The sequence below is a fragment of the Vibrio sp. Hep-1b-8 genome (assembly GCF_006124995.1).
Classification (GTDB): Bacteria; Pseudomonadota; Gammaproteobacteria; order Enterobacterales; family Vibrionaceae; genus Vibrio.
Window position 1 is genome coordinate 41,958 of record NZ_QEWN01000086.1, and the last position, 23,914, is coordinate 65,871.

The window sequence follows — 23,914 nt, forward strand, 5'->3', positions numbered from 1 at the left end:
GCGAGTTACGCTACTTGAGCTTGTTGCTCTTCGACCTGCTCCGCGTTGCTAATTGGTGTTTCTGCACCGTGCATCCAACGAACGAGCGTATTTGAGAACAGAAGTAAGACTACACCAGAAATCGTTGCTGCCACAGCGATGCCTCCGAAAATCGGCAGCGCACCTAGCTCGCCTACGTGTGAACCGATCAAACCTGCGACATAGTTGGCAATAGCATTGAAGCCGAACCACGCCCCCATCATTAGCGATGCAAGACGAAGAGGTGCTAGCTTAGTGACAAGTGACAGACCAATTGGTGATAGGCAAAGTTCGCCAAGCGTATGGAAGAAGAACGCACCTACCAGCCACAGCATTGATGTCTTAACGCTAGTGTCACCGCCTTGCTCCATTACAGCGCCAACCATGCATAGGAAACCAAGTGCCAAGAAGAAAAGCGCTAGCGCAAATTTAACCGGAGAATTCGGTTCTTTTGGCCCAAGTTTTACCCATAGTGCAGCGAGTAGCGGGGCGAGAGTAATAATGAAGAATGGGTTGAGTGACTGGAACCAAGCCGCTGGAACTTCAAAACTGCCAATCATACGATCGGTATACTGCTGAGTGTAGATGTTCATCAATCCGCCTGCTTGTTCAAAGCCTGCCCAGAAAACGATAACAAACAGCCCCATTACTAGAATGACTTTTAAGCGATCAACTTCTTGTTTGGTTAACGGTTGTTTGGTCGCCGATTGTTTCTTTTCGAGATCACGAGCTGCCGAGGGTACAACGCCTATGTCACCCAGCCAAGACTTAGCTAATGTCATTTGCATGATTAAGCTGATGATCATACCTAGACCCGCGACCATAAATCCGGCCTTCCAGCCAAATTCATTGGTTACAGAACCTGATACGACACCGGCAATCAGAGCACCTAGGTTGATGCCCATGTAGAAGATAGTAAATGCACCATCGCGACGGTTATCACCTTCTTGGTAAAGATCACCAACCATAGTGGAAATGTTTGGCTTGAACAGACCATTACCAAGGATCAGCAACGCAAGGCCAAGATAGAAGCTGTGAGTGACGCTCAACCCAAGCATATCGGCAGGCAGAGCGAGTGTGAACTGACCAACCGCCATCAAAGCACCACCAATCAGAATCGAACGGCGTTGACCTAAGTAGTTGTCGGCAAGATAGCCACCTATCATCGGTGTGATATAGACAAGTCCAGTATAGATGCCGTAGAGATCGAGGGCATCTTTAGTCGACCAACCCAATCCACCGTTGATAGTAGTATCGGTCAAATAAAGAACTAAGATCGCGCGCATCGCGTAGTAAGAGAAACGCTCCCAAAGCTCAGTACCAAAAAGTAGGAACAAGCCTTTAGGATGTCCAAAAAATTGTTGATGTTGGTTTGTCATAAGTTTTACTAATTTGAGTTATTACAGTTTTTTATTTGTCTCTACATATACTCCTTAGACTTACTCTCTGCAAATGGCGACTATCTATGGAATTTAGCGAAATCAATTCTAACTAATTGAATTGAATGGTTTATTTTCTTGGTGGGTAAGGGGTGTAGTCGTGCCACAAACTTAGTTTCCAAAACTGAGGCGTGTTTTCGAGATTGTTACATTTATGGGGAGTGTGAATGGTTTGCTGGGGGGATAAATAAAAAAGACACCTAAATAGGTGCCTTTAAATCAGTTGCTGCTGGCTTAGTAAGCGTCGTTATGTACGCTCTTAACCGCACGTCCTGAAGGGTCAGCCATATTTTTGAATGACTCATCCCATTCAATCGCTTTCGCTGAAGAACAGGCTACCGATGGACCGCCAGGAACACATTCTGCTGCTGATGGCAGAGGGAACAACTCTTCAAAGATCTCACGGTATACGTAGCCTTCTTTAGTTGTTGGTGTGTTGTATGGGAAGCGGTAAGACGCCGTTTCCATTTGTTGGTCTGTGACTTTCGCTTCAGCCACTTCTTTTAGTGTGTCAATCCAGCTGTAGCCAACGCCATCTGAGAACTGCTCTTTCTGACGCCATGCGATTGAGTCTGGTAGGTAATGTTCGAAACACTCACGCAGGATATGTTTTTCCATCTTACCATTGCCGCACATCTTGTCTGCTGGGTTGAGACGCATTGCGACATCAATGAACTCTTTGTCTAGGAAAGGTACACGGCCTTCGACACCCCAAGCCGCAAGAGACTTGTTGGCACGAGCACAGTCAAACATATTAAGTGCAAGCAGTTTACGTACTGTCTCTTCGTGGAACTCTTGAGCGTTTGGTGCTTTGTGGAAGTAGAGGTAGCCACCAAAGATTTCATCCGCGCCTTCACCTGATAGCACCATCTTGATGCCCATCGCTTTGATCTTACGTCCCATCAAGAACATTGGTGTCGATGCACGAATCGTCGTTACGTCGTATGTCTCGATATGGTAAATTACGTCACGAATGGCATCTAGACCTTCTTGGATGGTGTAAGTCATTTCGTGGTGAACGGTACCGATTTTTTCAGCCACTTCACGTGCAGCTTTAAGATCTGGTGCGCCTTCTAAGCCAACCGCAAATGAGTGTAGTTGAGGCCACCATGCTTCTGATTTCTCATCATCTTCGATACGCATAGCCGCAAAGCGCTTCGCGACCGCTGAAGTGATTGATGAATCAAGGCCACCAGAGAGTAGAACACCGTAAGGAACGTCGGTCATCAGTTGGCGTTTGACCGCGGCTTCCAACGCTTCTTTTAGTTCTTCTTTGCTGCTGCTGTTACCTTGAACGGCCGCGTACTCATTCCAGTCACGAATGTAGTAACGTTGTGGCTCAGAGTCTGTGCTGCTGTAGTAACTACCTGGAGGGAATTCACTCACGGTTTTACATACAGGCACTAATGCTTTCATTTCTGAAGCGACATAGTAGTTCCCATGCTCGTCGTAGCCTTGGTAAAGAGGAATGATACCGATGTGGTCACGACCAATCAGGTATTGATCTTTCTCTTCATCGTACAGTACGAACGCAAAGATACCGTTCAGTTCTTCAAGTAAATCTGCACCCATATCTTGGTACAGGGCTAAGATCACTTCACAGTCTGAGTCTGTTTGGAAGTCGTACTTGCCTTCATAACGAGCGCGGATCTCTTTGTGGTTGTAGATTTCGCCGTTAACCGCAAGGATGTGTTTCTTGTCTGGACTGTATAGAGGTTGCGCACCACTGTTTAGACCTACGATTGCAAGGCGCTCATGCGCAAGAATGGCTTTTGGTGATGAGTAGATACCAGACCAGTCTGGGCCACGATGGCGAAGCTTTTTAGACATCTCTAGCGCAACTGGGCGTAGCGCTTCTGCGTCACTCTTTATGTCTAAAATACCGAAAATCGAACACATACAACTTCCCTTTAAAATAAATTTAATCTGTTGAGTTCAATTTGCCATTCTGATTAAAAAAATCAACCGTCACTAATGAAAAAAATGAATAAAGTGCCATTGCTTTAAATTTTATTCACCATTGCTGTGTTTTTGGTAAATGAATTCTAACTAAGGTCACTTTTTGCACGATGGATATAAAAAAGGCAGCGTTTTCGCTGCCTTAGTTTTTAGTTGGGTTTGGTAAATGTTGGCTGTAGCTGCTCACATACATGGCGGGCGAAACCACTACCGGCCTCATTATAGATGTTGAATGCTGCGTCGACACCGTCCTGAATTAGCGCATCAAGCTGATCGGGGTATTCGGCGATTGCTGCAATCTGCCCCTGAAAGTTTCTGCGCTGCAACTGTTCTAAAGCGATTTGGTTCCCCTGATGGTGAGGCATAGCTAATAGCACCAGCTTAACATTTGCGGTGTCTAAGATGCGCTCCCAGAAGTCCGGGTCGGTCGCATCGCCTGCAATAACGTTTCGACCATGGCTTTTATGAACGTGTGCAGCGTCTTCACGTACTTCAATACCTAAACTGATTTTTCCATAACGTTTACGCAGTTCATCGTAAGCACCTGTACCAATTCGACCCATGCCGAGGATAAGTACTTGAGCGTGTCCAGGGTTGATTAACTGGTCACGTGTGTTTAGCGTTTCTGCTGCGTGCTCGCGCAACCAACGACCAGAGCGTTGATACAATGCATGACCGTGACGGTTGATAGGGGCGGCTAAGACAAATGAAATTGATACAGATATCGCCAAGGCAACGAGAATGTCACTGCTCATCCAACCCATTTTATACGCCAGTCCCCCAACAATAAGGCCGAATTCACTGAAGTTGAATAGGCTTAATGATGCCAATAGAGACGTACGGACACGGAACTTAAAGCCGTTAAGTACCAGAAAATAGAGGATGCCCTTGAGAGGCAGTAGCATCAAGAAGAGTAACGCCAACGCAAGGCCTGATAGCGTTGGTTGAGCTGACAGTCCAATATTGAGGAAGAAACAGACTAAGAACAGCTCTTTGAGGTTGAAAAGCGATTTAGATAGCTCTGACGCTTTTTTATGCCCAGCAAGCAGCATTCCGAGGATCAGTGCGCCTAAATCTGGCTTCATTCCAACCAACTCGAATAACCCCGCGCCTGCGACGAGTGCAAAGAAGATTCCAAGTAGAACCAACATCTCACCATGGCCTACCCAGTCAAGCATCTTGTAAAACAGAGGCCTGAGAAGTGGTAACGCGAATAGACCAATAGCATACCACTCGGGCAGTTTACCCGTTGATGCAGTTAAGAAGACAACAGCAAAAATATCCTGCATGACTAAGATACCAATGGCGATGGTACCGTAGGTCGCGTTCATTTCCCCTTTCTCTTGCAGCGATTTCACTGCAAATACGGTACTTGAGAAAGAGAGCGCAAAGCCAAGTAGCAGCAGTTGGTCCATTGACATTGCCGCTAATGAACTTACGCCAAGAAACTTAAAGCAGAACAGAACAACGCTGAAGAGGGCAGTAGAGAGTAGGTTATGAACCGTTGCCCCTGCCCATATTTCTTTGGAGAGTAGGGTTTTAATATCGAGCTTTAAGCCGATGGTAAACAGAAGTAGCGTGACTCCTAAATCGGCCAAAGTGATGATGGTTTCATTAGATTGATAGCCAAATGCATGTAAAGCAAAGCCTGCTAACAAAAAACCGACCAGTGGAGGTAGGTTACATTTGAGCGCAATAAAGCCAGCTAGGAAAGCGGCTGAAATTAAAATGAGTTCCATATAGTTGCGATTTCGTCCTAAAAAAACGGGCTACATATTCGTAGCCCGTTATTCTAACTCAATTAGTTGCTTACTGGTGCAGAAGATTAATCTTCTAACAATTTTTGTAACAAAACGCCATTTAACATGGCACGCTTAACCATAGCAAACGCACCTAAGGTCGGTTTCTTGTCGATTTGAGAGGCTACAATCGGTAATCCGCTATGGAATGTGGTCAAAGATTGATTTTCGACGTTACGGCGGATGGCTGGGAAGACGATCTCTTCACACTGAGTGATATCACCCGCGATAACGACTTTTTGTGGGTTGAATAAGTTAATGGTAATTGCAATTGCTTTACCAAGTTGATTACCCACGCGAACCAGACTCTGTTTTGCTAACTCATCACCTAGGTTGGCGTGTTCGCAGACATCAGATATACGGATGGTTTCAAGCGCAGTCAGACTGGACTCATAGCCTTGTTTAATCAGCTTGTTTACGCGCTCAACGATGGCAGGGTTAGCTGCAACCGTTTCAAGACAGCCAAAATTACCACATTGGCATTGCTCGCCCAGTGGGTCGATCTGGATGTGACCAATCTCACCTACGTTGCGATTATAGCCAAGGAATACCTGACCATTAACGATGATACCTGCACCGGTTCCTCGGTGAACACTGACTAAGATTGAATCCTGACAATCTTTACTCGCACCAAAGTAATGTTCTGCCAATGCCATACCACGCACGTCGTTGCCGACAAAACATTGGACATGGAAAGTCTTTTCAATCACATCCGATAGTGCAAGGTTATCAATAGTGATGTTTGGCATGTATTCAACAACACCGGTTTCTGGATTCACCAGACCCGGTAGAATGACGCCAATAGCGATCAATTGATTGATGCTTGTTTGATGGGTTTGAATAAAAGTCTTTAAGTGAGACAGCAAACCTTCAACCAACTCTTCCTCGGTGGTGTAGAAGAATTCGTTGTAGTCTGAAGCAAGCTCTTTGGCACCTAAATCATAAAGGCTGAATTGAATGTAATCTCGCCCTAGACGAATCGCGACAGAGTGGAATGGCTCTACTTCTGTTGTGAGTGATATCGCGCGACGTCCACCGGTAGAAGCTTGTTGCGCGACCTCTTTGATTAGGCCGCGCTCGAGGAGTTGGCGGGTGATTTTTGTAACACTGGCAGGAGCCAGTTGACTGACGTCTGCAACTTGGATCCTAGAAATAGGGCCCTGCTGGTCAATCAGTCTATAAACTGCTGCACTATTTAGCTGTTTTACTAAATCTACGTTACCTATTTGTCCGCCATTCATTCTTAATTTTGCTCGTATTGTCCGTTAACAACCGTCGCTTGGACGTTGAAGTCACGGTCAAAAACAGTCAGGTTGGCAATCATACCTTTTTTCACAAGGCCAAGTTTGTCTGCCATACCGATTGCTTTTGCAGGATACAGAGTAGCCATACGCAGTGCTTCGTCCAGAGCGATACCGACGTGCTCAACAGTATTTTGTACTGCTTCAATCATAGTGAGTGCTGAGCCGCCTAGTGTGCCATTTTCATCAACACACTTACCATCTCGGTAATATACTTTCTTACCAACAAAAATAAAGTAATCCATGTCAGCGCCTGCAGGAGCTGTGGCATCGGTCACTAATACTAATTTTTCGCCCTTAATTTTGTGAGCGATTCGAATGTTTGCATAGTCGACATGGAACCCATCAGCAATGATGCCTGCATAGACATCTGGCGTGTCGTAAATGGCACCGACGACACCTGGTTCACGACCAACCATAGGTGTCATCGCGTTGAATAGGTGTGTTGCGAAGGTAATACCAGCCTCAAACCCACGTCGTGCTTCAGCATACGTCGCATTGGTATGACCGATAGACACAACAATACCTGCTTGTTTAAGGCGCTCGATATGGGCTGCGTCGTTGTGCTCTGGTGCCAGAGTTACTTTTGCAATGACATCAGCGTTTTCACACATAAAATCAATCATGCTGTCATCTGAAGGGCGGATGTAGTCAACGCTGTGAATACCTTTTTTCATCACGTTAAGGTAAGGCCCTTCAAGGTGCAGACCCAGAGACTGGTTTTTGTACTGAGCATGGTAATCACGCGCAGCTGCAACCGCTTGACGCATATCTTCGTCAGAAGAGGTAATCAGTGTCGGTAGGAAGCTAGTACAACCAGACTTAAGGTTAGCTTGATGCATGATTTGCATTGTTTCAGCAGTGATTTCGTCGTTAAGCATTACACCGCCGCAGCCGTTTAACTGTAGATCGATAAAACCAGGGCTGACATTGGCACCGTTAAGGTCACGAGTTTCGATGCCTTGAGGAAGCTCGGAAACAGGGCACACTGAATCAATAACGTCGTTATTAATGATTACAGCATGGTCAACGAGCACATCTCTGCCAGTGTAGATTTTACAGTTAGTTAGCGCATACATAGTTAGCTAATCCTTATAGGTTAGATTCTTAATACTTTTAGTCATCTAAATGAGGCCATCTCGTCATAGGCTGGTACTTTATTCGTACTCTTCAATTAGATCGCAAAATATCTTTAGCAAACGGATAATCGGGGCTTCTGAATTACACCAGCTGCTTATGTCAGGGCTGGTGGAGCATACTAGTCATATCGAATCGCAAAATGTAGACGATGCCTTATCTGACAGTAATCGTAGCTCTTATCTATAATGTAAGAATACCGCGAATATGAGGTAATGAATGCTATTTTTTTGGATTGTAAAATAAGTTTTATGATCTCGCTAGCAAAAACCTTGGATATTGGCTGTTTCTGGTGATTATGATCACAAATGATGAGGTTTTAATTTGCGGAGCAAAATTAATGTCATAAACTGAGCAGGACTAAATTGAGCGACTAAAAAAAGTAGCTCAACCAAAAACAAAATCCTATAGGGGGAACTTAAGGTGAATATTCTTGGATATGCGCAAAAGTTAGGTAAAGCTCTTATGCTTCCTATCGCAACGCTTCCAGTTGCGGCGCTCTTACTACGTTTAGGTCAAGGCGACCTTCTAGATATTCCATTCATGGCGCAAGCTGGTGGCGCAATCTTCGGTCAACTTCCGCTTCTATTTGGTCTGGGTATCGCGATCGGTCTTTCTAAAGACGGTCAAGGTGCTGCTGGCCTGGCTGGTGCAGTTGCGTACTTCGTACTAACAGCAACAGCAACCACAATTAACGCTGACATCAACATGTCATTCTTCGGCGGTATTATCGCTGGTATCATTGCAGGTCACTCTTACAACGCTTTCCATGCAACACGTCTTCCTGAGTGGTTGGCATTCTTCTCTGGCAAACGTCTAGTACCAATCATGGCTGGTCTATTCTCGCTAGTTGCAGGTGCAGTTGCAGGCGTAGTATGGCCAAGTATCCAAGGTGGTCTTGACGCACTAGCACACGCTGTATCAACTTCTGGCGCTATCGGCCAGTTCGTTTACGGTACTCTTAACCGTGCACTTATCCCTGTAGGTCTTCACCACGTACTGAACTCATACTTCTGGTTCGGTATGGGCACGTGTCAAGAAATCATCGTAACTGGTGCTCAAGCTGCTGGTCAGGCTCTACCTGCTCTACAACAGCTTTGTGTAGACCCAGCTCTAGCTAAGACTCTTGTTGCTGGTCAAACTCACACATTTGAATTCGCTAACTCTGTAACTCCAGAAATCACTGCAACTGTTAAAGAAGTAACTGAAACAGTTAAGTCTGGTGACCTACACCGTTACTTCGGCGGCGACAAGTCTGCTGGCGTATTCATGAACGGCTTCTTCCCTGTAATGATGTTTGGTCTACCAGGTGCTGCACTAGCAATGTACCTAGCTGCTCCAGCTGAAAAACGTAGCCAAGTTGGTGGTGCACTATTCTCAGTAGGTTTCTGTTCATTCCTAACAGGTATCACTGAGCCACTAGAATTCATGTTCGTATTCCTAGCACCTGCTCTATACGCAATGCACGCTGTGTTTACTGGTCTGTCTCTAGTTGTTGCTAACATGTTTGGTACGCTACACGGCTTCGGTTTCTCTGCTGGTCTAATCGACTTCGTACTGAACTGGGGTCTGGCAACTAAACCATTCACTCTACTACTGATTGGTCTAGGCTTCGGTGCTCTATACTTCTTCACATTCAGCTTCGCAATCCGCGCTTTCAACCTGAAATCGCCAGGTCGTGAAGATGACGACGAAGCAGTAGAAGCAACGTCAGGTGACGCTGCTAAAGGTGACCTAGCTCGCCAATACCTAAAAGCTCTAGGTGGTCACGACAACCTAACTTCAATCGACGCTTGTATCACTCGTCTACGTCTTACTCTAAAAGACCGCTCTGTAGCTGACGAAGTTGTACTTAAGAAGCTTGGTGCGAAGGGTGTTGTGAAACTAGGTGAGAACAACCTTCAAGTTATCCTTGGTCCTCTGGCTGAAATCGTTGCTGGCGAAATGAAAGCAATCGGTGCTAATGAAGACCTATCTGATGTAAAACTTCCATAATAGCCTCTGGTTAACTGGTAAGTAATGAAAGCCTCCTTCTGGAGGCTTTTTTGCATTTAGGGTCTGGTAAATCAGATTCGCTGAAAAGCTAACCAGCTTTTGATTGTTATCAAGCTAAAAGAGGGATTATTTGCGAATAAAGCTGCGGTTGTAGTTGTGTATTGGTGAAGAATTGTGGATCATTAGTCGTTATATATTTTGAGTAGGCTGATTGCCGCTCAAAGATGAATTTTTCTCTGACAATACTACAACAATTGAGGTGCTATAGATGAGTGAAGCTGAAGCTCGTCCATCGAACTTCATTCGCCAAATCATCGATAAAGATTTAGCGGATGGTACACACACAAGCGTGCATACTCGTTTCCCGCCAGAGCCTAACGGTTATCTGCATATCGGTCACGCTAAGTCAATTTGCTTGAACTTCGGTATTGCTCAGGACTACCAGGGTAAGTGTAACCTTCGTTTTGATGACACCAACCCAGAAAAAGAAGACGTTGAATACGTTGAGTCAATTAAGAATGATGTGAGCTGGTTAGGCTTCGAGTGGGATGGTGACGTTTGTTACTCATCGAACTACTTCGATAAGCTATACGGCTACGCAGTGGAATTAATTAACAAAGGCTTAGCGTACGTTGAAGAGCTAAGTCCTGAGCAGATCCGCGAGTACCGTGGCACACTTACTCAACCAGGTAAGCCAAGCCCGTACCGTGACCGTACCCCTGAAGAAAACCTAGCGCTATTTGAAAAGATGCGTGATGGTGGTTTTGAGGAAGGTAAAGCGTGTCTACGAGCTAAGATTGACCTTGCGTCTTCTTTCATCGTACTGCGCGATCCTGTGCTTTACCGTGTTCGTTTTGCCGAGCACCATCAGACAGGCGACAAATGGTGCATCTATCCAATGTACGATTTCACGCACTGTATTTCTGATGCGCTAGAAGGCATTACACACTCTATCTGTACGCTTGAGTTCCAAGACAACCGTCGTCTATACGACTGGGTACTGGACAATATCACTATTGACTGCCAGCCACGTCAGTATGAGTTCAGCCGTCTGAATCTAGAATACACAGTGATGTCTAAGCGTAAGCTGAACCAACTTGTGACTGAGAAACTGGTTGATGGTTGGGATGACCCACGTATGCCAACTATCTCAGGTCTACGTCGTCGTGGCTTTACGCCTGCATCTATCCGCGAGTTCTGTAAGCGTATCGGTGTCACTAAGCAAGACAACATGATCGAGATGGGTTCGCTAGAGTCTTGTATTCGTGATGACCTTAACGAGAATGCACCACGCGCTATGGCTGTGCTGGATCCAGTTAAGATCGTTATCGAAAACTTCGATGCTGATAAAGTGGAAACTCTGACAGTCGCTAACCACCCAAACAAGCCTGAAATGGGTGAGCGTGAAGTACCATTCACGCGTGAAGTGTGGATTGAGCGTGAAGATTTCCGTGAAGAAGCAAACAAGAAGTACAAGCGTCTGGTACTAGGTAAAGAAGTCCGTCTGCGTGGTGCTTACGTGATCAAAGCTGAACGCATTGAAAAAGATGCTGAAGGTAACATCACTACTATCTTCTGTAGCTACGACAATGAAACGCTAGGTAAGAACCCTGCGGATGGTCGTAAAGTGAAAGGTGTTATTCACTGGGTATCAGCAGATAAAGGCCTACCAGCTGAAATTCGTCTGTATGATCGTCTGTTTACCGTGCCAAACCCAGCAGCGGCTGATAACTTTGCTGAGACAATCAACCCAGATTCACTGGTTAAACTTAACGGCTATGTAGAGCCGAGCCTTGTGACAGCAGAAGCTGAGAAAGGCTACCAGTTTGAGCGTATGGGATACTTCTGTGCGGATGCAAAAGACTCTAAAGCCGATGCGTTGGTCTTTAACCGCACCGTTGGTTTGCGTGATACTTGGGCTAAGATCGAAGCTCAGTAATCACAACCAAAGTGACCACAAATGCCAGTCTTGAGACTGGCATTTTTTTCGCTTCAGAGATGAGCACTATGCTTGTTAAAAAAGCACCCTAGGGTGCTTTTTTATTATTTAGCTTTGTGCGCGTCTGGATTGCCTTTGCACGTACCATCACTGCACTTACCGTACAAGTATAGGCTGTGGTTGGTTAGCGTCACGTTGTATTTGGCAGCAATTTCCTTCTGACGCTCTTCAATTACGTCGTCCGAAAATTCGATAACCTCACCGCAATCAAGACACACTAAGTGGTCATGATGGTGCTGTGTAGACAGTTCAAACACAGATTTACCACCTTCGAAGTGGTGGCGAGTTACGATACCTGCATCATCAAATTGGTTTAATACGCGGTAAACGGTAGCTAGACCGATCTCTTCCCCTAGATCAATCAGCTTCTTATATAAATCTTCAGCACTAATATGTTGGCAGTCTGGCTGCTGTAGGACTTCTAAAATCTTAAGTCTAGGAAGGGTTACCTTTAGACCAGCATCCTTGAGCGCTTGGTTATTGTCTGACATATACTTTCCTGTTGATGATCTGCAGTAATTAACAGAATTCAATATTCCTATCATTATAGGGTAGTAGACATCAACAATAAACCACGAACTTCAAGGGGTTACTAGTATTTTTCTATAAACTAGTGCAAAGTCACTGATAAAGGACATCCGACCAGTTACAATCAGTTAACAATTCGCAATTAGACACAGTTAGGGAAGAACAATGAATAAGTCTTTGGCGAAAATCTATAAGCCAGGTGTGGTTAAATTTGCTCTCAACTCATGGCCTCCGTTTTGGGGGGCTGGCATTAAAATCCTATCGATCAGTGATGACTTTCGTGAAGTTAAAATGAAATTGAAGCTGCGTTGGTGGAACAAAAATGCCAATAGAACCCAATATGGTGGCAGTATTTTTTCTTTAACCGATCCAACTTACTCTCTGATGCTGATGGGGATTCTGGGTGAACGGTATTACGTTTGGGATAAGGAAGCCAGTATCAACTTCATTAAGCCCGGCCAGAGTGATCTGTTTGCCGAATTTCGAGTGACAGACGATCAATTGCAAAGCATTCTGTCGCAGACGGCGGAAGGTGAGAAATGTTTCCCCGAGTTTGTTATCTATGTCAAAGATAAACAGGGCAACATTGTTTCTGAAGTGCAGCGCAAGCTATACGTGAGGAAGAAACCCCAATTCAGGGATGAGGGTGAACAACAGACAGCATAAAAAAACCTCCCAATGGGAGGTTTTAAACAACTTGAATTGCGATTAGTCTTCTAGCTCTGCTAAGCACATCTCTTCGTGGATTTGCTTACACCAGTTGATGACGCGCTGTTCAGTCAGTTCTGGTTGACGATCTTCATCAATACATAGACCAACGAATAGGCTGTCGTCGCCTTCGACTAAACCTTTTGATGCTTCGAATTCGTAGCCTTCAGTAGAAGTATGGCCAAGGATAGTGCCGCCTTTCGCTTCAACAATGTCACGTACTGTACCCATTGCATCACAGAAGTACTCTGCGTAGTCTTCCTGATCACCACAACCAAAGATCGCAACTAGCTTAGTTGAGAAATCAATTTGCTCTAGCTCTGGGAAGAAGTCGTCCCAGTCACATTGCGCTTCGCCGTAGTACCATGTTGGGATACCAAGAAGAAGAAGGTCGAAGTTATCGATGTCTTCTTTGCTACTTTTCGCAATATCTTGAACATGAACCAGTTGTTTACCTAGTTGCTTTTGAATCATCTTTGCAACAGCTTCAGTGTTACCTGTGTCGCTACCAAAGAAGATGCCTACACTTGCCATAGATTCGTTACCTTTAACTATTATCTGTTGTGACCCGACTTGATCAGCCTAGACCACCACCTTCCCAACTTAGCTGGATAATGCCTTTAGCAATAAACCCAGCACAGCCAAGAAATAGGACTAACCATACAATGCGACGACCGAAAGGGGGAACATTACCCGCTTGTAAGACATCTTTTATCGCCATACCAATCAAGAAAAAGATAGACGCGAAAAGTAGATCGAGACCAATAGACTCGAGCATATTCATGTAGTCGTAAAGCATGGAATCCCTTTGTGCCAAATTACTTGCGCCGCACTATACCATTGTTGCTCACTAAAGTTAACGGTCAGAGCACAACTGACCTCTCATTCTGTTTTAAGCAATAAATTTACGTATTGCACGCAGCACTTCAGCTGGCTTTTCTGCATGAAGCCAGTGACCTGTATTCGCGATCACATGAGCTTTGGCGTGACGAAATTGCTGCTGGACGAGCGGTTGATGTTCACCAGTGAGGTAATCTGAATCTCCTCCTTTGATAAAGAGGGTCGGAGTGTCAATGGATTCGATAGGTTGCCAGCCGAGTATTTCCGTATAGTTAGCCAATAAGCTCTCTACATTGAAACGCCACGCGAGATGAGTGCCGTTGTTGTATAAGGACTTGCCAAGAAATTGTCGCACGCCTTCGAGTTCAATATGTTGTGCGAGGATATCGAGAGCTTGCTTGCGGTTAGCTGGTTTCTCTGCAATAACTGCCTGTAATCCTTGGAAAACATTGTCGTGACGGTTTTGCGTGTATTTCACTGGCGCCATGTCTAAAACGATCAGTTTTTCAACTCGATCTGCTGCCATTTCAGCTACCTTCATGGCCACTTTTCCACCCATTGAATGACCAATAAGAGTGTAGGACTCAAACTCCAGTGATGTCAGTAATTGGTAGACATCCTCCGCCATGAGCGGATAACTGTGCTCTTCGCTCTGAAACGATTGACCATGGTTTCTTAGATCGACACTAACCACTTGATGATCTTGGCGCAAATCTCGAGCCAATAGCCCAAGGTTGTCCAAATTACCAAATAAACCGTGGATCAAAACTATGGTGTGACCCTCACCTTCGACTTTGTAGTTGAGCAGATGTGACATTTTATTTTATTCGTTACCGGTTAACCGTAGAGTCTCTTTAAAGATCTCGCTATAATCCCCCAGAGTTTAAACATAGAGATTGTGAAAAGCGAATGAAAACAATTGAGGTTGATGAGGATCTATACCGTTACATCGCAAGTCAAACCCAGCATATTGGCGAGAGTGCTTCGGATATCTTACGCCGTCTATTGATGACGGATGTACAGAGCTCGGTAGCAAGCCAACCGCAGGTAGCGACGCAACCAAAGGGTGTAGTGGTTAGCAAAGATGCAATTAAAGAAGAGACAGTAGACAGTGTCAAAGAGATGCGTTCTCTGCTTATTTCCGATGAGTTTGCTGGTCTTAAAAAAGCGATTGATCGCTTCATGCTTGTTTTATCTACGCTGCATCACATTAATCCAAATGGTTTCTCTGAAGCAACGCAAGTTAAAGGCCGTAAGCGAGTTTACTTCGCTGATAACGAGCAGACCCTACTTGCCAACGGTAATACGACTAAGCCAAAAGCGATTCCAGGTTCACCTTTCTGGGTTATTACCAATAATAATACCAGTCGAAAAAGACAGATGGTTGAGCAACTCATGACGCGAATGAGTTTCCCATCAGATCTCATCGAGAAAGTGACAAACTCGATTTAAAAATCAAAATTATCTGATTCAAACCTCATAATGCGTTATATAGTTCACGTATTATGAGGTTTTTTTATTTCTCTGTATTTTAGAAAGGATGTCAAAATGGCGATGCACCCACGAGCGGGACAAAAAGCTCAGCAGCAAGATCTACACAATATTCCAGCGTTAGTTTCAAATTACTTCCTTCTCCAACCTAATCCTTCAAACCCAGCACACAAAGTTGAATTTGGTACTTCTGGTCATCGCGGTACGGCGGATAAAGTGACCTTTAACGAGCACCATATTCTGGCGATTGCTCAAGCTGTTGCTGAAGTACGTGCTGAAAAAGGAACGACAGGACCACTTTTTGTGGGTAAAGATACTCACGCACTTTCTGAGCCTGCGTTTTCGACAGTGGTAGAAGTGCTAGTCGCCAATGGTGTGCAAGTGATTGTACAGGAAAATAACAGCTATACCCCGACACCTGGTGTCTCTCATGCAATCCTGACGTACAATTTAGTAAACCAAGATAAAGCCGATGGTATCGTTATTACGCCTTCCCATAACCCACCACAAGATGGTGGTATTAAGTACAACCCGACACATGGTGGCCCTGCCGAAGGTGAACTGACTCAGGCTATCCAAGATCGTGCGAATGCACTGATTGCTGAAGGGCTTCAAGGCGTGAAACGCATGCCGTTAGCACAAGCAAAAGCGTCAGAGCTATTCATTCAAAAAGATCTTGTGAAACCATACATCGATGACTTAGTGAATGTGATCGACATGGAAGCGATTCAAAAATCGAATCTTAAAATTGGTGTTGATCCATTAGGGGGGAGTGGCATTGATTACTGGCGTCAGATCGCAACAGCGTACAATCTAGATTTAACCTTGGTCAGTGAAGCGATTGATCCTTCGTTCCAGTTCATGTCTCTAGATAAAGATGGCGTGGTACGTATGGACTGCTCTTCGCCTTACGCGATGGCTGGCCTATTAGCACTTAAAGATGAATATGATTTAGCGTTTGGTAATGACCCAGATTACGACCGCCACGGTATTGTTACACCGAAAGGCCTAATGAACCCGAACCACTTCTTAGCTGTGTGTATTGACTACCTATATCGTCATCGTGAAGGCTGGGGTAAAGACGTTGCGGTTGGTAAGACACTAGTATCAAGTGCGTTAATTGACCGTGTCGTTTCTGACTTAGGTCGTGAACTGTGCGAAGTTCCAGTAGGCTTTAAGTGGTTTGTAGATGGCCTTTACGAAGGTAAGTTTGGCTTTGGTGGTGAAGAGAGTGCAGGGGCGTCTTTCTTACGTAAGGACGGTACGCCTTGGTCAACCGACAAAGATGGCATTATTTTATGTCTGCTAGCCGCTGAAATTACCGCAGTAACTGGCAAAAATCCTCAGCAATACTATGAAGAGCTTGCAGCTAAGCACGGCACTTCTGAATACAACCGTATTCAAGCTGTGGCGAACGGCCCTCAGAAAGAGGTTCTGAAGAAACTTTCTGCAGAGATGGTGACTGCTGAGACTCTGGCTGGTGATGCTATCACTGCGCGTCTGACTCATGCTCCGGGCAATGGTGCAGCAATTGGCGGCCTTAAAGTAACGACGGATAACGGCTGGTTTGCGGCTCGTCCATCAGGTACTGAAGATATCTACAAAATCTACTGCGAGAGCTTTAAAGGTGCAGAACACCTGAAACAGATCGAAGCTGAAGCGCAAGAAATTGTAAACCAAGTCTTTAAAGAAGCAGGGCTTTAAGAACGCTGCGCTTCGAGAACGGGCTTTGCCCTGCGAGATGTTAGAACGCTACGCTACGAGAATCGAGATCGGACTTCGTCCTTCTAGAGGTGCTTGCGGTGAGTAAGTCTAAAATTGCTGGCAATGTGGTTTTCTGGTTGTTCATAATTTACTGATTTTAAAAGAAAAGGGTTGTCGTGCACTGTCAACCCTTCAAAGATTTTCTCGCTTCTCAACTTCCCGGCCAACTATCCGGCACAACAAACCAAAACTGTCCTTCTTTACTCTGTGCATGCACAAAGCGCCCGTTCGGTTTATCTATCGGGGTGTCAAATAGTTCCGTCCCTGTGGCCCACTGTGGTTTTTCAAGTGGGTAGAGTGGCTCTCCAATCTGCTCCCACTGACTTTGATAACACCAATAGCCACTAATCTGACTGTGATTCAATCGATAGCCTAAACACTGTTGAGGAACCTCTTCAGGGGAAAAAGGATTGATATAAAGTCGACCTTGCAGGAGTAAGTGCTCTGACAGATCTTCATATTGTGGGTACTGTGTTAAGAACTCAGGACGAGAGCTCATCTTGAGTTGATGAGATAACATTCTATTGAGTTTGATATCGAGTTGGTCGTGAGCATTCGGCCCATACCATGTACCTTGGTGCAATAGGTAGAACTTTATGGCGACTTCCCAATGCTCCAATCGGTGCTCAATAGTGTTGCTTAAAATGAGATCAATGGCACCAAGCGTCTGACCTGACGGCTGGTTGACCTGAATCTCTTCGGCTTCTAACTGATAGTGACCGCTATGCTTGAGTAGCTCTGTACACAAATATTGATAGAGAAAACCGAGTCTAGGATTACCACGGTATTCACTCGCTTCCAGTGGGGGAGGTATCAAGTGTTCAAGGCTCTCGAAAGGGGCTTTTAATTCAAATAGTGAAGGCGCAGCCGCTATCCAGTGATAGAAACGTTCGAGTTGGCTCATCCAAAGACCTGATAATTTGGGTTTGGCACTATTGTAACGAGCTGCTGGTATCGTTGCTATGGTTGGAATACACTTTGAAGCAACTAAGTAAACAGTCATCGATCGGACAAGAGAATGAACAACTTAAAACTAGAAAAGATTCTGAATGAGAAGCTGTCTCCGCAGTTGATCAAAGACTATGCGCCAAACGGGCTCCAAATTGAAGGCAAAGAGACCATTGAGAAAGTCGTGACGGGCGTAACCGCTTCACAGGCATTGATTGATAAAGCGATCGAACTTAATGCGGATGCAATTATTGTCCATCACGGTTATTTCTGGAAAGGCGAACCTGAACCGATTCGTGGCATGAAAGGGAAACGTATTCGTAGCCTGATAAAAAATGATATCAACTTACTGGGTTACCATCTGCCTTTAGATATTCACCCTGAATTAGGTAACAACGCTGAACTTGCTCGTCTGCTTGAGATCGAAGTGGAAGGTGGTATGGAAGGCCATGAGCAATCAGTTGCGATGTTTGGTCGCCTAAAGCAACCAATGTCAGGCGGCGAGTTTGCCCACAAGATCAACACGGTGCTTAATCGTCAGCCTCTACATATCGCCCCAGAAGATGAGAGCAAGCTAATCGAAACTATTGGTTGGTGTACAGGCGGCGGTCAGGACTATATAGAGTTGGCGGTAAAACTGGGACTGGATGCTTTTGTTTCGGGTGAGATTTCTGAGCGCACGACATACACAGCACGCGAAATGGGGGTTCATTACTTCGCGGCAGGTCACCACGCGACTGAACGTTACGGCATAAAAGCTCTGGGTGAGTGGCTAGCCCAGGAGCACGGACTGGAAGTCACGTTTATTGATATTGATAATCCAGTTTAGGAAAAGGATGGGCTGTGCCCTTCTAGATACTAAAACGCTTCGCTTCGAGACCGGACTTCGTCCTGCGAGAATTTAGAACGGGCTACGCCCTTCAAGATTTTCTCGACTCTAAAAAAGGGCTGATGCTCTCGCATCACCCCTTAACTCTTCTAGAATCTAATCCTTGGGAATTAGAAACTATTCACGCTCGTGTAGAGGTGAGAATTCACGTTGAACTTCACCTGTGTATAGCTGACGTGGACGACCGATACGGTTTAGTGGGTCGCTGTGCATTTCGTTCCAGTGTGCAATCCAGCCGATCGTACGAGATAGAGCGAAGATTACGGTAAACATTGAAACTGGGATGCCGATTGCTTTAAGAATGATACCTGAGTAGAAGTCTACGTTCGGGTATAGTTTCTTAGAAACAAAGTACTCATCAGAAAGAGCGATGCGCTCAAGTTCCATAGCTACGTCTAGTAGTGGATCCTGAATGTTTAGCTCTTTAAGAACTTCGTGACACGTTTCGCGCATTACTGTCGCACGTGGGTCGTAGTTCTTGTAAACACGGTGACCGAAGCCCATTAGCCGGAACGGGTCTTCTTTATCTTTCGCGCGTTCAACATATTCTGGAATGTTGTCAACACTGCCGATCTCTTCAAGCATCTTCAGACACGCTTCGTTAGCGCCACCGTGTGCAGGGCCCCAAAGAGAAGCGATACCTGCTGCAATACATGCAAACGGGTTAGCACCAGAAGAACCAGCAAGACGTACTGTAGACGTAGAAGCGTTTTGCTCGTGGTCTGCGTGTAGAGTAAAGATCTTGTCCATTGCGCGAGCAACTACAGGGTTTACTTCGTACTCTTCACATGGGTTTGCGAACATCATGTGAAGGAAGTTCTCTGCGTAGCTCAGGTCATTACGTGGGTAAATGAAAGGCTGACCAATAGAGTACTTGTAACACATAGCCGCAAGAGTAGGCATTTTCGACAGAAGTCGGTATGCCGTGATTTCACGGTGTGTGTCATTATTAATGTCGAGTGAATCGTGGTAGAACGCAGCCAATGCGCCAACTACACCACACATTACAGCCATTGGGTGAGCGTCACGACGGAAGCCGTGGAAGAAGCTCGCAATTTGCTCATGGACCATAGTGTGACGAGTAACGGTTGTTTTAAACTGCTCGTATTGCTCACGTGTTGGGGCTTCACCATAAAGAAGGATGTAACATACTTCTAAGTAATCAGCATTATTAGCTAGCTGATCAATCGGGTAACCGCGGTGCAAAAGAATACCTTTGCCGCCATCGATATAGGTGATTTGAGATTCACAGGATGCAGTGGCAAGAAAACCTGGGTCAAAAGTAAAATATCCGTTTGCTCCCAGTTTACGAACGTCAATTACCGGAGTACCCAGGGCACCTTCAGTAATCGGCAGCTCGATAGGCGCTTGACCTTCAACATGAAGGGTAGCTTTCTTATCTGCCATAACAATCTCCTTTGTTTATTATTTAATCCGTCCAGGATGTTTGTGTGACATTTTTGTACGTGTGTTCGTTATCAAAGTCAATTTTTCTCCTCTGATGTGTGCACTTGTTATGATTTTTTGAAGGTGTAACGTTAAAAATCTGGTCTGTGTAGCAAAAATTGTTACATCAATTGTATTAGAATGTTGCCAGCCGTATAGTGGCGCAGTAAATTTTGGTGGAAACCTTATAAATTCAAGGCTTGAAACAAGTGTGAGGTGAAGTTTTAATCCTTGTTGTTAACAATTATTTTACAAAATACTCCGACAATTGTTGCAGTTAACTGTTAAATAAATGTTAACTTTTGTAGGTTTGCAATCAAAATTCGTTCATAACTATAAATGCTCAATGGAGCTGAGTGAGAAAGCCCGTGAAAGAAAGAAAGTCAAGACCTGTTAATTTAGATTTACAGACCATTCGCTTTCCGATCACTGCAATCGCATCTAGATTACACCGTGTCTCCGGTGTGATTACGTTTGTGGCTGTCGGAATTTTGCTGTGGTTATTATCCATTTCGCTATCCTCCCCAGTCGGTTATGCAGAGGCTGTTGATATTGTAGACGGTTTCTTTGTGAAGTTTATCTTATGGGGCATCTTAACGGCTTTGGCCTATCACATCGCTGGTGGTGTTCGTCACCTACTGATGGATATGGGTCATTTTGAAGAGCTGGAATCTGGTGCAATGAGCGCTAAGGTTGCATTCGCAGCTACGGCCGTTCTGTCTCTATTGGCGGGGGTAATGGTATGGTAAAACATATTTCATCTTTTGGTCGTAATGGTGTCCACGATTTCCTATTGATTCGTGCGACTGCGATCATCATGACACTTTATACTATTTATCTGGTTAGCTTCTGTGCTTTCACGGATATTTCTTACGTATCTTGGACTCAGTTCTTTGGTGGCACATTCACTAAAGTGTTCACGATGCTAGCGTTAGTTTGTGTTTTAATCCACGCATGGATTGGCTTGTGGCAAGTTCTTACTGACTACATCAAGTGCGCTAAGCTTCGTGGCGGCCTACAGTTAGGCATTATCGCTGTACTGTTTGGTTACTTCTTCTCTGGTCTATTTATTCTGTGGGGTGCGTAAGTGTCTATTCCAGTTCGCGAATTTGATGCCGTTGTAATCGGCGCTGGTGGTGCAGGCATGCGTGCTGCGCTACAAATTTCTGAGCAAGGCCTATCATGTGCGTTGCTTTCTAAAGTTTTTCCTACTCGTTCTCACACGGTATCAGCACAGGGCGGTATCACGGTTGCGTTAGGTAACGCACATGAAGACCACTGGGAACAGCATATGTACGATACTGTTAAAGGTTCAGACTACATCGGCGACCAAAACGCTATCGAGTACATGTGTAAGAACGGTCCTGAGTCAGTTATCGAACTAGAGAAAATGGGTCTACCTTTCTCTCGTTTTGACAACGGTACTATCTACCAACGTCCTTTTGGCGGTCAGTCGAAAAACTTTGGTGGCGAGCAGGCTGCTCGTACCGCAGCGGCTGCTGACCGTACAGGTCACGCGCTTCTACACACGCTTTACCAACAAAACATCAAACACAAAACAACGGTTTTCTCTGAGTGGTATGCACTTGACCTTGTTAAAAACGAAGATGGTGTTGTTCTAGGTTGTACTGCGCTATGCATGGAAACCGGTGAAGTTTGTTACTTCAAAGCTAAAGCGACCATCCTAGCAACGGGTGGTGCAGGTCGTATCTACGCATCAACAACTAACGCTCACATCAACACCGGTGATGGTGTTGGTATGGCACTACGTGCTGGCGTACCTATGCAAGATATGGAAATGTGGCAGTTCCACCCAACGGGTATCGCTGGTGCAGGTGTTCTTGTAACTGAAGGTTGTCGTGGTGAAGGTGGTTACCTCCTAAACAAAGATGGCGAGCGCTTTATGGAGCGTTATGCACCAAACGCGAAAGACCTTGCTGGTCGTGACGTTGTTGCTCGTTCAATGATGATCGAAATTCGTGAAGGCCGTGGCTGCGATGGTCCATGGGGTCCTCACATTAAACTGAAACTGGATCACCTAGGTAAAGAGACGTTAGAGTCACGTCTACCTGGTGTTTGTGAACTGTCTCGTACGTTTGCACACGTTGACCCAGTTAAAGAGCCAATTCCAGTCATCCCAACATGTCACTACATGATGGGTGGTATCCCAACTCAGGTTTCAGGTCAGGCTATTAAGCAAGACGAAAGCGGTGCGGACGTAGAAGTTCAAGGCCTATTCGCTTGTGGTGAAATCGCTTCTGTATCTGTACACGGTGCTAACAGTCTAGGTGGTAACTCACTACTAGACTTAGTCGTATTTGGTCGTGCAACGGGTCTGCACCTAGGTGAAACTCTAGCGAAGCAAGCGGAAGCGAAACCAGCGACAGAAGCGGATATCGAACGTTCTCTAGAGCGTTACAACCGTTGGGAAAACAGCACTGAGGGTGAAGACCCAGCGCAAATTCGTAAAGATCTACAGAGATGTATGCAGAACAACTTCTCGGTATTCCGTGAAGGCGATGCTATGGCTAAAGGTCTAGAAGAGCTGAAGGTAATCCGTGAGCGTCTGAAGAACGCACACCTTGCTGACAAGTCAACTGAGTTCAACACGCAACGTATTGAGTGTCTTGAGCTAGAAAACTTGATGGAAACAGCTTACGCAACTGCTGTAGCGGCAAACTACCGTACAGAAAGCCGCGGTGCGCACGCTCGTTTTGACTTCCCAGATCGTGATGATGAGCAGTGGCTATGTCACTCTATCTACAATCCAGAAACGGAAGGCATGAGCAAGCGTGACGTAAACATGGAACCTATCCATCGTGATGCATTCCCACCTAAAGCACGTACGTACTAAGGAAAGGAGGATAAGATTATGAAACTGAATTTCTCTTTGTACCGCTACAACCCGGACGTCGACCAAAAGCCATACATGAAAGACTACACACTTGAAGTGGAAGATGGTTCTGACATGATGCTACTGGATGCTTTAATCCTGCTGAAAGAGCAAGATCCAAGCATCTCATTCCGCCGTTCATGCCGTGAAGGCGTATGTGGTTCAGACGGTCTGAACATGAACGGTAAGAATGGTCTTGCGTGTATCACACCGCTATCTGCTCTTAAAGCAGACAAGATTGTGATTCGCCCACTACCAGGTCTGCCAGTGGTTCGAGATCTTATTGTTGACATGACGCAGTTCTACGATAACTATGCGAAAGTTAAGCCTTTCTTGATTGATGACGGTGCTCTGCCGCCATCACGTGAGAATCTGCAAACACCTGACGAGCGTGCTCATCTAGATGGTCTGTACGAATGTATCATGTGTGCATGTTGTACAACTTCATGTCCATCTTTTTGGTGGAACCCTGACAAATTTATTGGTCCAGCTGGTCTACTAGCCGCTTACCGTTGGTTAATTGATAGCCGCGATACAGCAACAGATGAACGTCTATCAAATCTTGATGACGCATTTAGCGTTTTCCGTTGCCACGGCATCATGAATTGTGTAAGTGTTTGTCCTAAGGGATTGAACCCGACAAAAGCGATTGGTCACATTAAGACAATGCTGGTTAACCGCTCTGTCTAATTAACAAAAAATTGCCGGCCTACTCTGGGCCGGCTCTTAATAGCTCGGCGTAGACCGAAGCAAACGTGAA

Annotated in this window: 21 protein-coding genes; 10 read left to right on the forward strand and 11 right to left on the reverse strand. The window is 45.4% G+C overall.

Annotated features, from left to right (window positions below; genetic code table 11):
• Positions 1 to 5: 5 nt before the first annotated feature.
• The 5 genes from DA100_RS08690 to nagA all read right to left on the reverse strand — a co-directional run bounded on the left by DA100_RS08690 (position 6) and on the right by nagA (position 7,595).
• Positions 6 to 1,397, reverse strand: coding sequence for a peptide MFS transporter (locus tag DA100_RS08690; protein WP_138971771.1), 1,392 nt, complete (start codon positions 1,395 to 1,397; stop codon positions 6 to 8).
• 294 nt (positions 1,398 to 1,691) lie between these two features.
• A complete protein-coding gene (gene asnB, locus DA100_RS08695) occupies positions 1,692 to 3,356 on the reverse strand; it encodes an asparagine synthase B (RefSeq protein WP_138971772.1) in 1,665 nt (554 codons plus the stop codon).
• Between the two features lie 209 nt (positions 3,357 to 3,565).
• A complete protein-coding gene (locus tag DA100_RS08700) occupies positions 3,566 to 5,155 on the reverse strand; it encodes a cation:proton antiporter family protein (protein ID WP_138971773.1) in 1,590 nt (529 codons plus the stop codon).
• 86 nt (positions 5,156 to 5,241) lie between these two features.
• Positions 5,242 to 6,456, reverse strand: a complete 1,215-nt coding sequence (locus DA100_RS08705; RefSeq protein WP_138971774.1) for an ROK family protein — start codon at positions 6,454 to 6,456, stop codon at positions 5,242 to 5,244.
• Between the two features lie 2 nt (positions 6,457 to 6,458).
• Entirely contained in the window at positions 6,459 to 7,595 is a 1,137-nt protein-coding gene (nagA, locus tag DA100_RS08710) for an N-acetylglucosamine-6-phosphate deacetylase (RefSeq protein WP_138971775.1), read from the reverse strand.
• 481 nt (positions 7,596 to 8,076) lie between these two features.
• Between nagA and nagE the strand changes: the two genes are divergently transcribed.
• Complete coding sequence (gene nagE, locus DA100_RS08715) at positions 8,077 to 9,648, forward strand: N-acetylglucosamine-specific PTS transporter subunit IIBC (RefSeq protein ID WP_006879330.1); 1,572 nt, start codon at positions 8,077 to 8,079, stop codon at positions 9,646 to 9,648.
• Between the two features lie 268 nt (positions 9,649 to 9,916).
• A complete protein-coding gene (gene glnS / locus DA100_RS08720) occupies positions 9,917 to 11,587 on the forward strand; it encodes a glutamine--tRNA ligase (protein WP_138971776.1) in 1,671 nt (556 codons plus the stop codon).
• 104 nt (positions 11,588 to 11,691) lie between these two features.
• On the opposite strand, the gene fcrX is transcribed toward glnS, so the two are convergent.
• Positions 11,692 to 12,138 (reverse strand): ferric iron uptake transcriptional regulator FcrX, encoded by a 447-nt coding sequence (gene fcrX / locus DA100_RS08725; RefSeq protein ID WP_138971777.1) that lies wholly within the window; start codon positions 12,136 to 12,138, stop codon positions 11,692 to 11,694.
• Positions 12,139 to 12,340: 202 nt separating this feature from the next.
• On the opposite strand from fcrX, the gene DA100_RS08730 reads away from it, so the two are divergent.
• Positions 12,341 to 12,841 (forward strand): DUF4442 domain-containing protein, encoded by a 501-nt coding sequence (locus DA100_RS08730; protein ID WP_138971778.1) that lies wholly within the window; start codon positions 12,341 to 12,343, stop codon positions 12,839 to 12,841.
• Between the two features lie 42 nt (positions 12,842 to 12,883).
• On the opposite strand, the gene fldA is transcribed toward DA100_RS08730, so the two are convergent.
• From fldA to DA100_RS08745, 3 genes are all read right to left on the reverse strand, one after another.
• Positions 12,884 to 13,417, reverse strand: coding sequence for a flavodoxin FldA (gene fldA, locus DA100_RS08735; RefSeq protein ID WP_138971779.1), 534 nt, complete (start codon positions 13,415 to 13,417; stop codon positions 12,884 to 12,886).
• Between the two features lie 43 nt (positions 13,418 to 13,460).
• A complete protein-coding gene (locus DA100_RS08740; RefSeq protein WP_138971780.1) occupies positions 13,461 to 13,682 on the reverse strand; it encodes a DUF2788 domain-containing protein in 222 nt (73 codons plus the stop codon).
• Positions 13,683 to 13,775: 93 nt separating this feature from the next.
• Complete coding sequence (locus DA100_RS08745; protein ID WP_138971781.1) at positions 13,776 to 14,540, reverse strand: alpha/beta fold hydrolase; 765 nt, start codon at positions 14,538 to 14,540, stop codon at positions 13,776 to 13,778.
• Between the two features lie 92 nt (positions 14,541 to 14,632).
• Here DA100_RS08745 and seqA point away from each other — a divergent pair, with 92 nt between their 5' ends.
• Entirely contained in the window at positions 14,633 to 15,175 is a 543-nt protein-coding gene (gene seqA / locus DA100_RS08750; protein WP_138971782.1) for a replication initiation negative regulator SeqA, read from the forward strand.
• A gap of 96 nt (positions 15,176 to 15,271) precedes the next feature.
• A complete protein-coding gene (pgm, locus tag DA100_RS08755; protein ID WP_138971783.1) occupies positions 15,272 to 16,918 on the forward strand; it encodes a phosphoglucomutase (alpha-D-glucose-1,6-bisphosphate-dependent) in 1,647 nt (548 codons plus the stop codon).
• Positions 16,919 to 17,129: 211 nt separating this feature from the next.
• Here pgm and DA100_RS08760 read toward each other — a convergent pair whose 3' ends face one another.
• On the reverse strand, positions 17,130 to 17,882 hold the full coding sequence (locus DA100_RS08760) for a DUF1853 family protein (RefSeq protein ID WP_138971784.1): 753 nt from the start codon (positions 17,880 to 17,882) through the stop codon (positions 17,130 to 17,132).
• 114 nt (positions 17,883 to 17,996) lie between these two features.
• Here DA100_RS08760 and DA100_RS08765 point away from each other — a divergent pair, with 114 nt between their 5' ends.
• A complete protein-coding gene (locus DA100_RS08765) occupies positions 17,997 to 18,755 on the forward strand; it encodes a Nif3-like dinuclear metal center hexameric protein (RefSeq protein WP_138971785.1) in 759 nt (252 codons plus the stop codon).
• Positions 18,756 to 18,932: 177 nt separating this feature from the next.
• Here DA100_RS08765 and DA100_RS08770 read toward each other — a convergent pair whose 3' ends face one another.
• Positions 18,933 to 20,222: a citrate synthase gene (locus DA100_RS08770; RefSeq protein ID WP_006881302.1), complete on the reverse strand. Its 1,290-nt coding sequence runs from the start codon at positions 20,220 to 20,222 to the stop codon at positions 18,933 to 18,935.
• Between the two features lie 395 nt (positions 20,223 to 20,617).
• Between DA100_RS08770 and sdhC the strand changes: the two genes are divergently transcribed.
• The 4 genes from sdhC to DA100_RS08790 are packed head-to-tail and all read left to right on the forward strand — an operon-like array spanning position 20,618 to position 23,844.
• On the forward strand, positions 20,618 to 21,010 hold the full coding sequence (gene sdhC / locus DA100_RS08775) for a succinate dehydrogenase cytochrome b556 subunit (RefSeq protein WP_138971786.1): 393 nt from the start codon (positions 20,618 to 20,620) through the stop codon (positions 21,008 to 21,010).
• Positions 21,004 to 21,348, forward strand: a complete 345-nt coding sequence (sdhD, locus tag DA100_RS08780; protein WP_138971787.1) for a succinate dehydrogenase, hydrophobic membrane anchor protein — start codon at positions 21,004 to 21,006, stop codon at positions 21,346 to 21,348. Before sdhC ends, sdhD begins: the two co-directional genes overlap by 7 nt.
• A complete protein-coding gene (gene sdhA / locus DA100_RS08785; protein ID WP_138971788.1) occupies positions 21,349 to 23,115 on the forward strand; it encodes a succinate dehydrogenase flavoprotein subunit in 1,767 nt (588 codons plus the stop codon).
• Between the two features lie 18 nt (positions 23,116 to 23,133).
• Positions 23,134 to 23,844, forward strand: coding sequence for a succinate dehydrogenase iron-sulfur subunit (locus DA100_RS08790; RefSeq protein WP_138971789.1), 711 nt, complete (start codon positions 23,134 to 23,136; stop codon positions 23,842 to 23,844).
• The last annotated feature ends 70 nt before the right edge of the window (positions 23,845 to 23,914 follow it).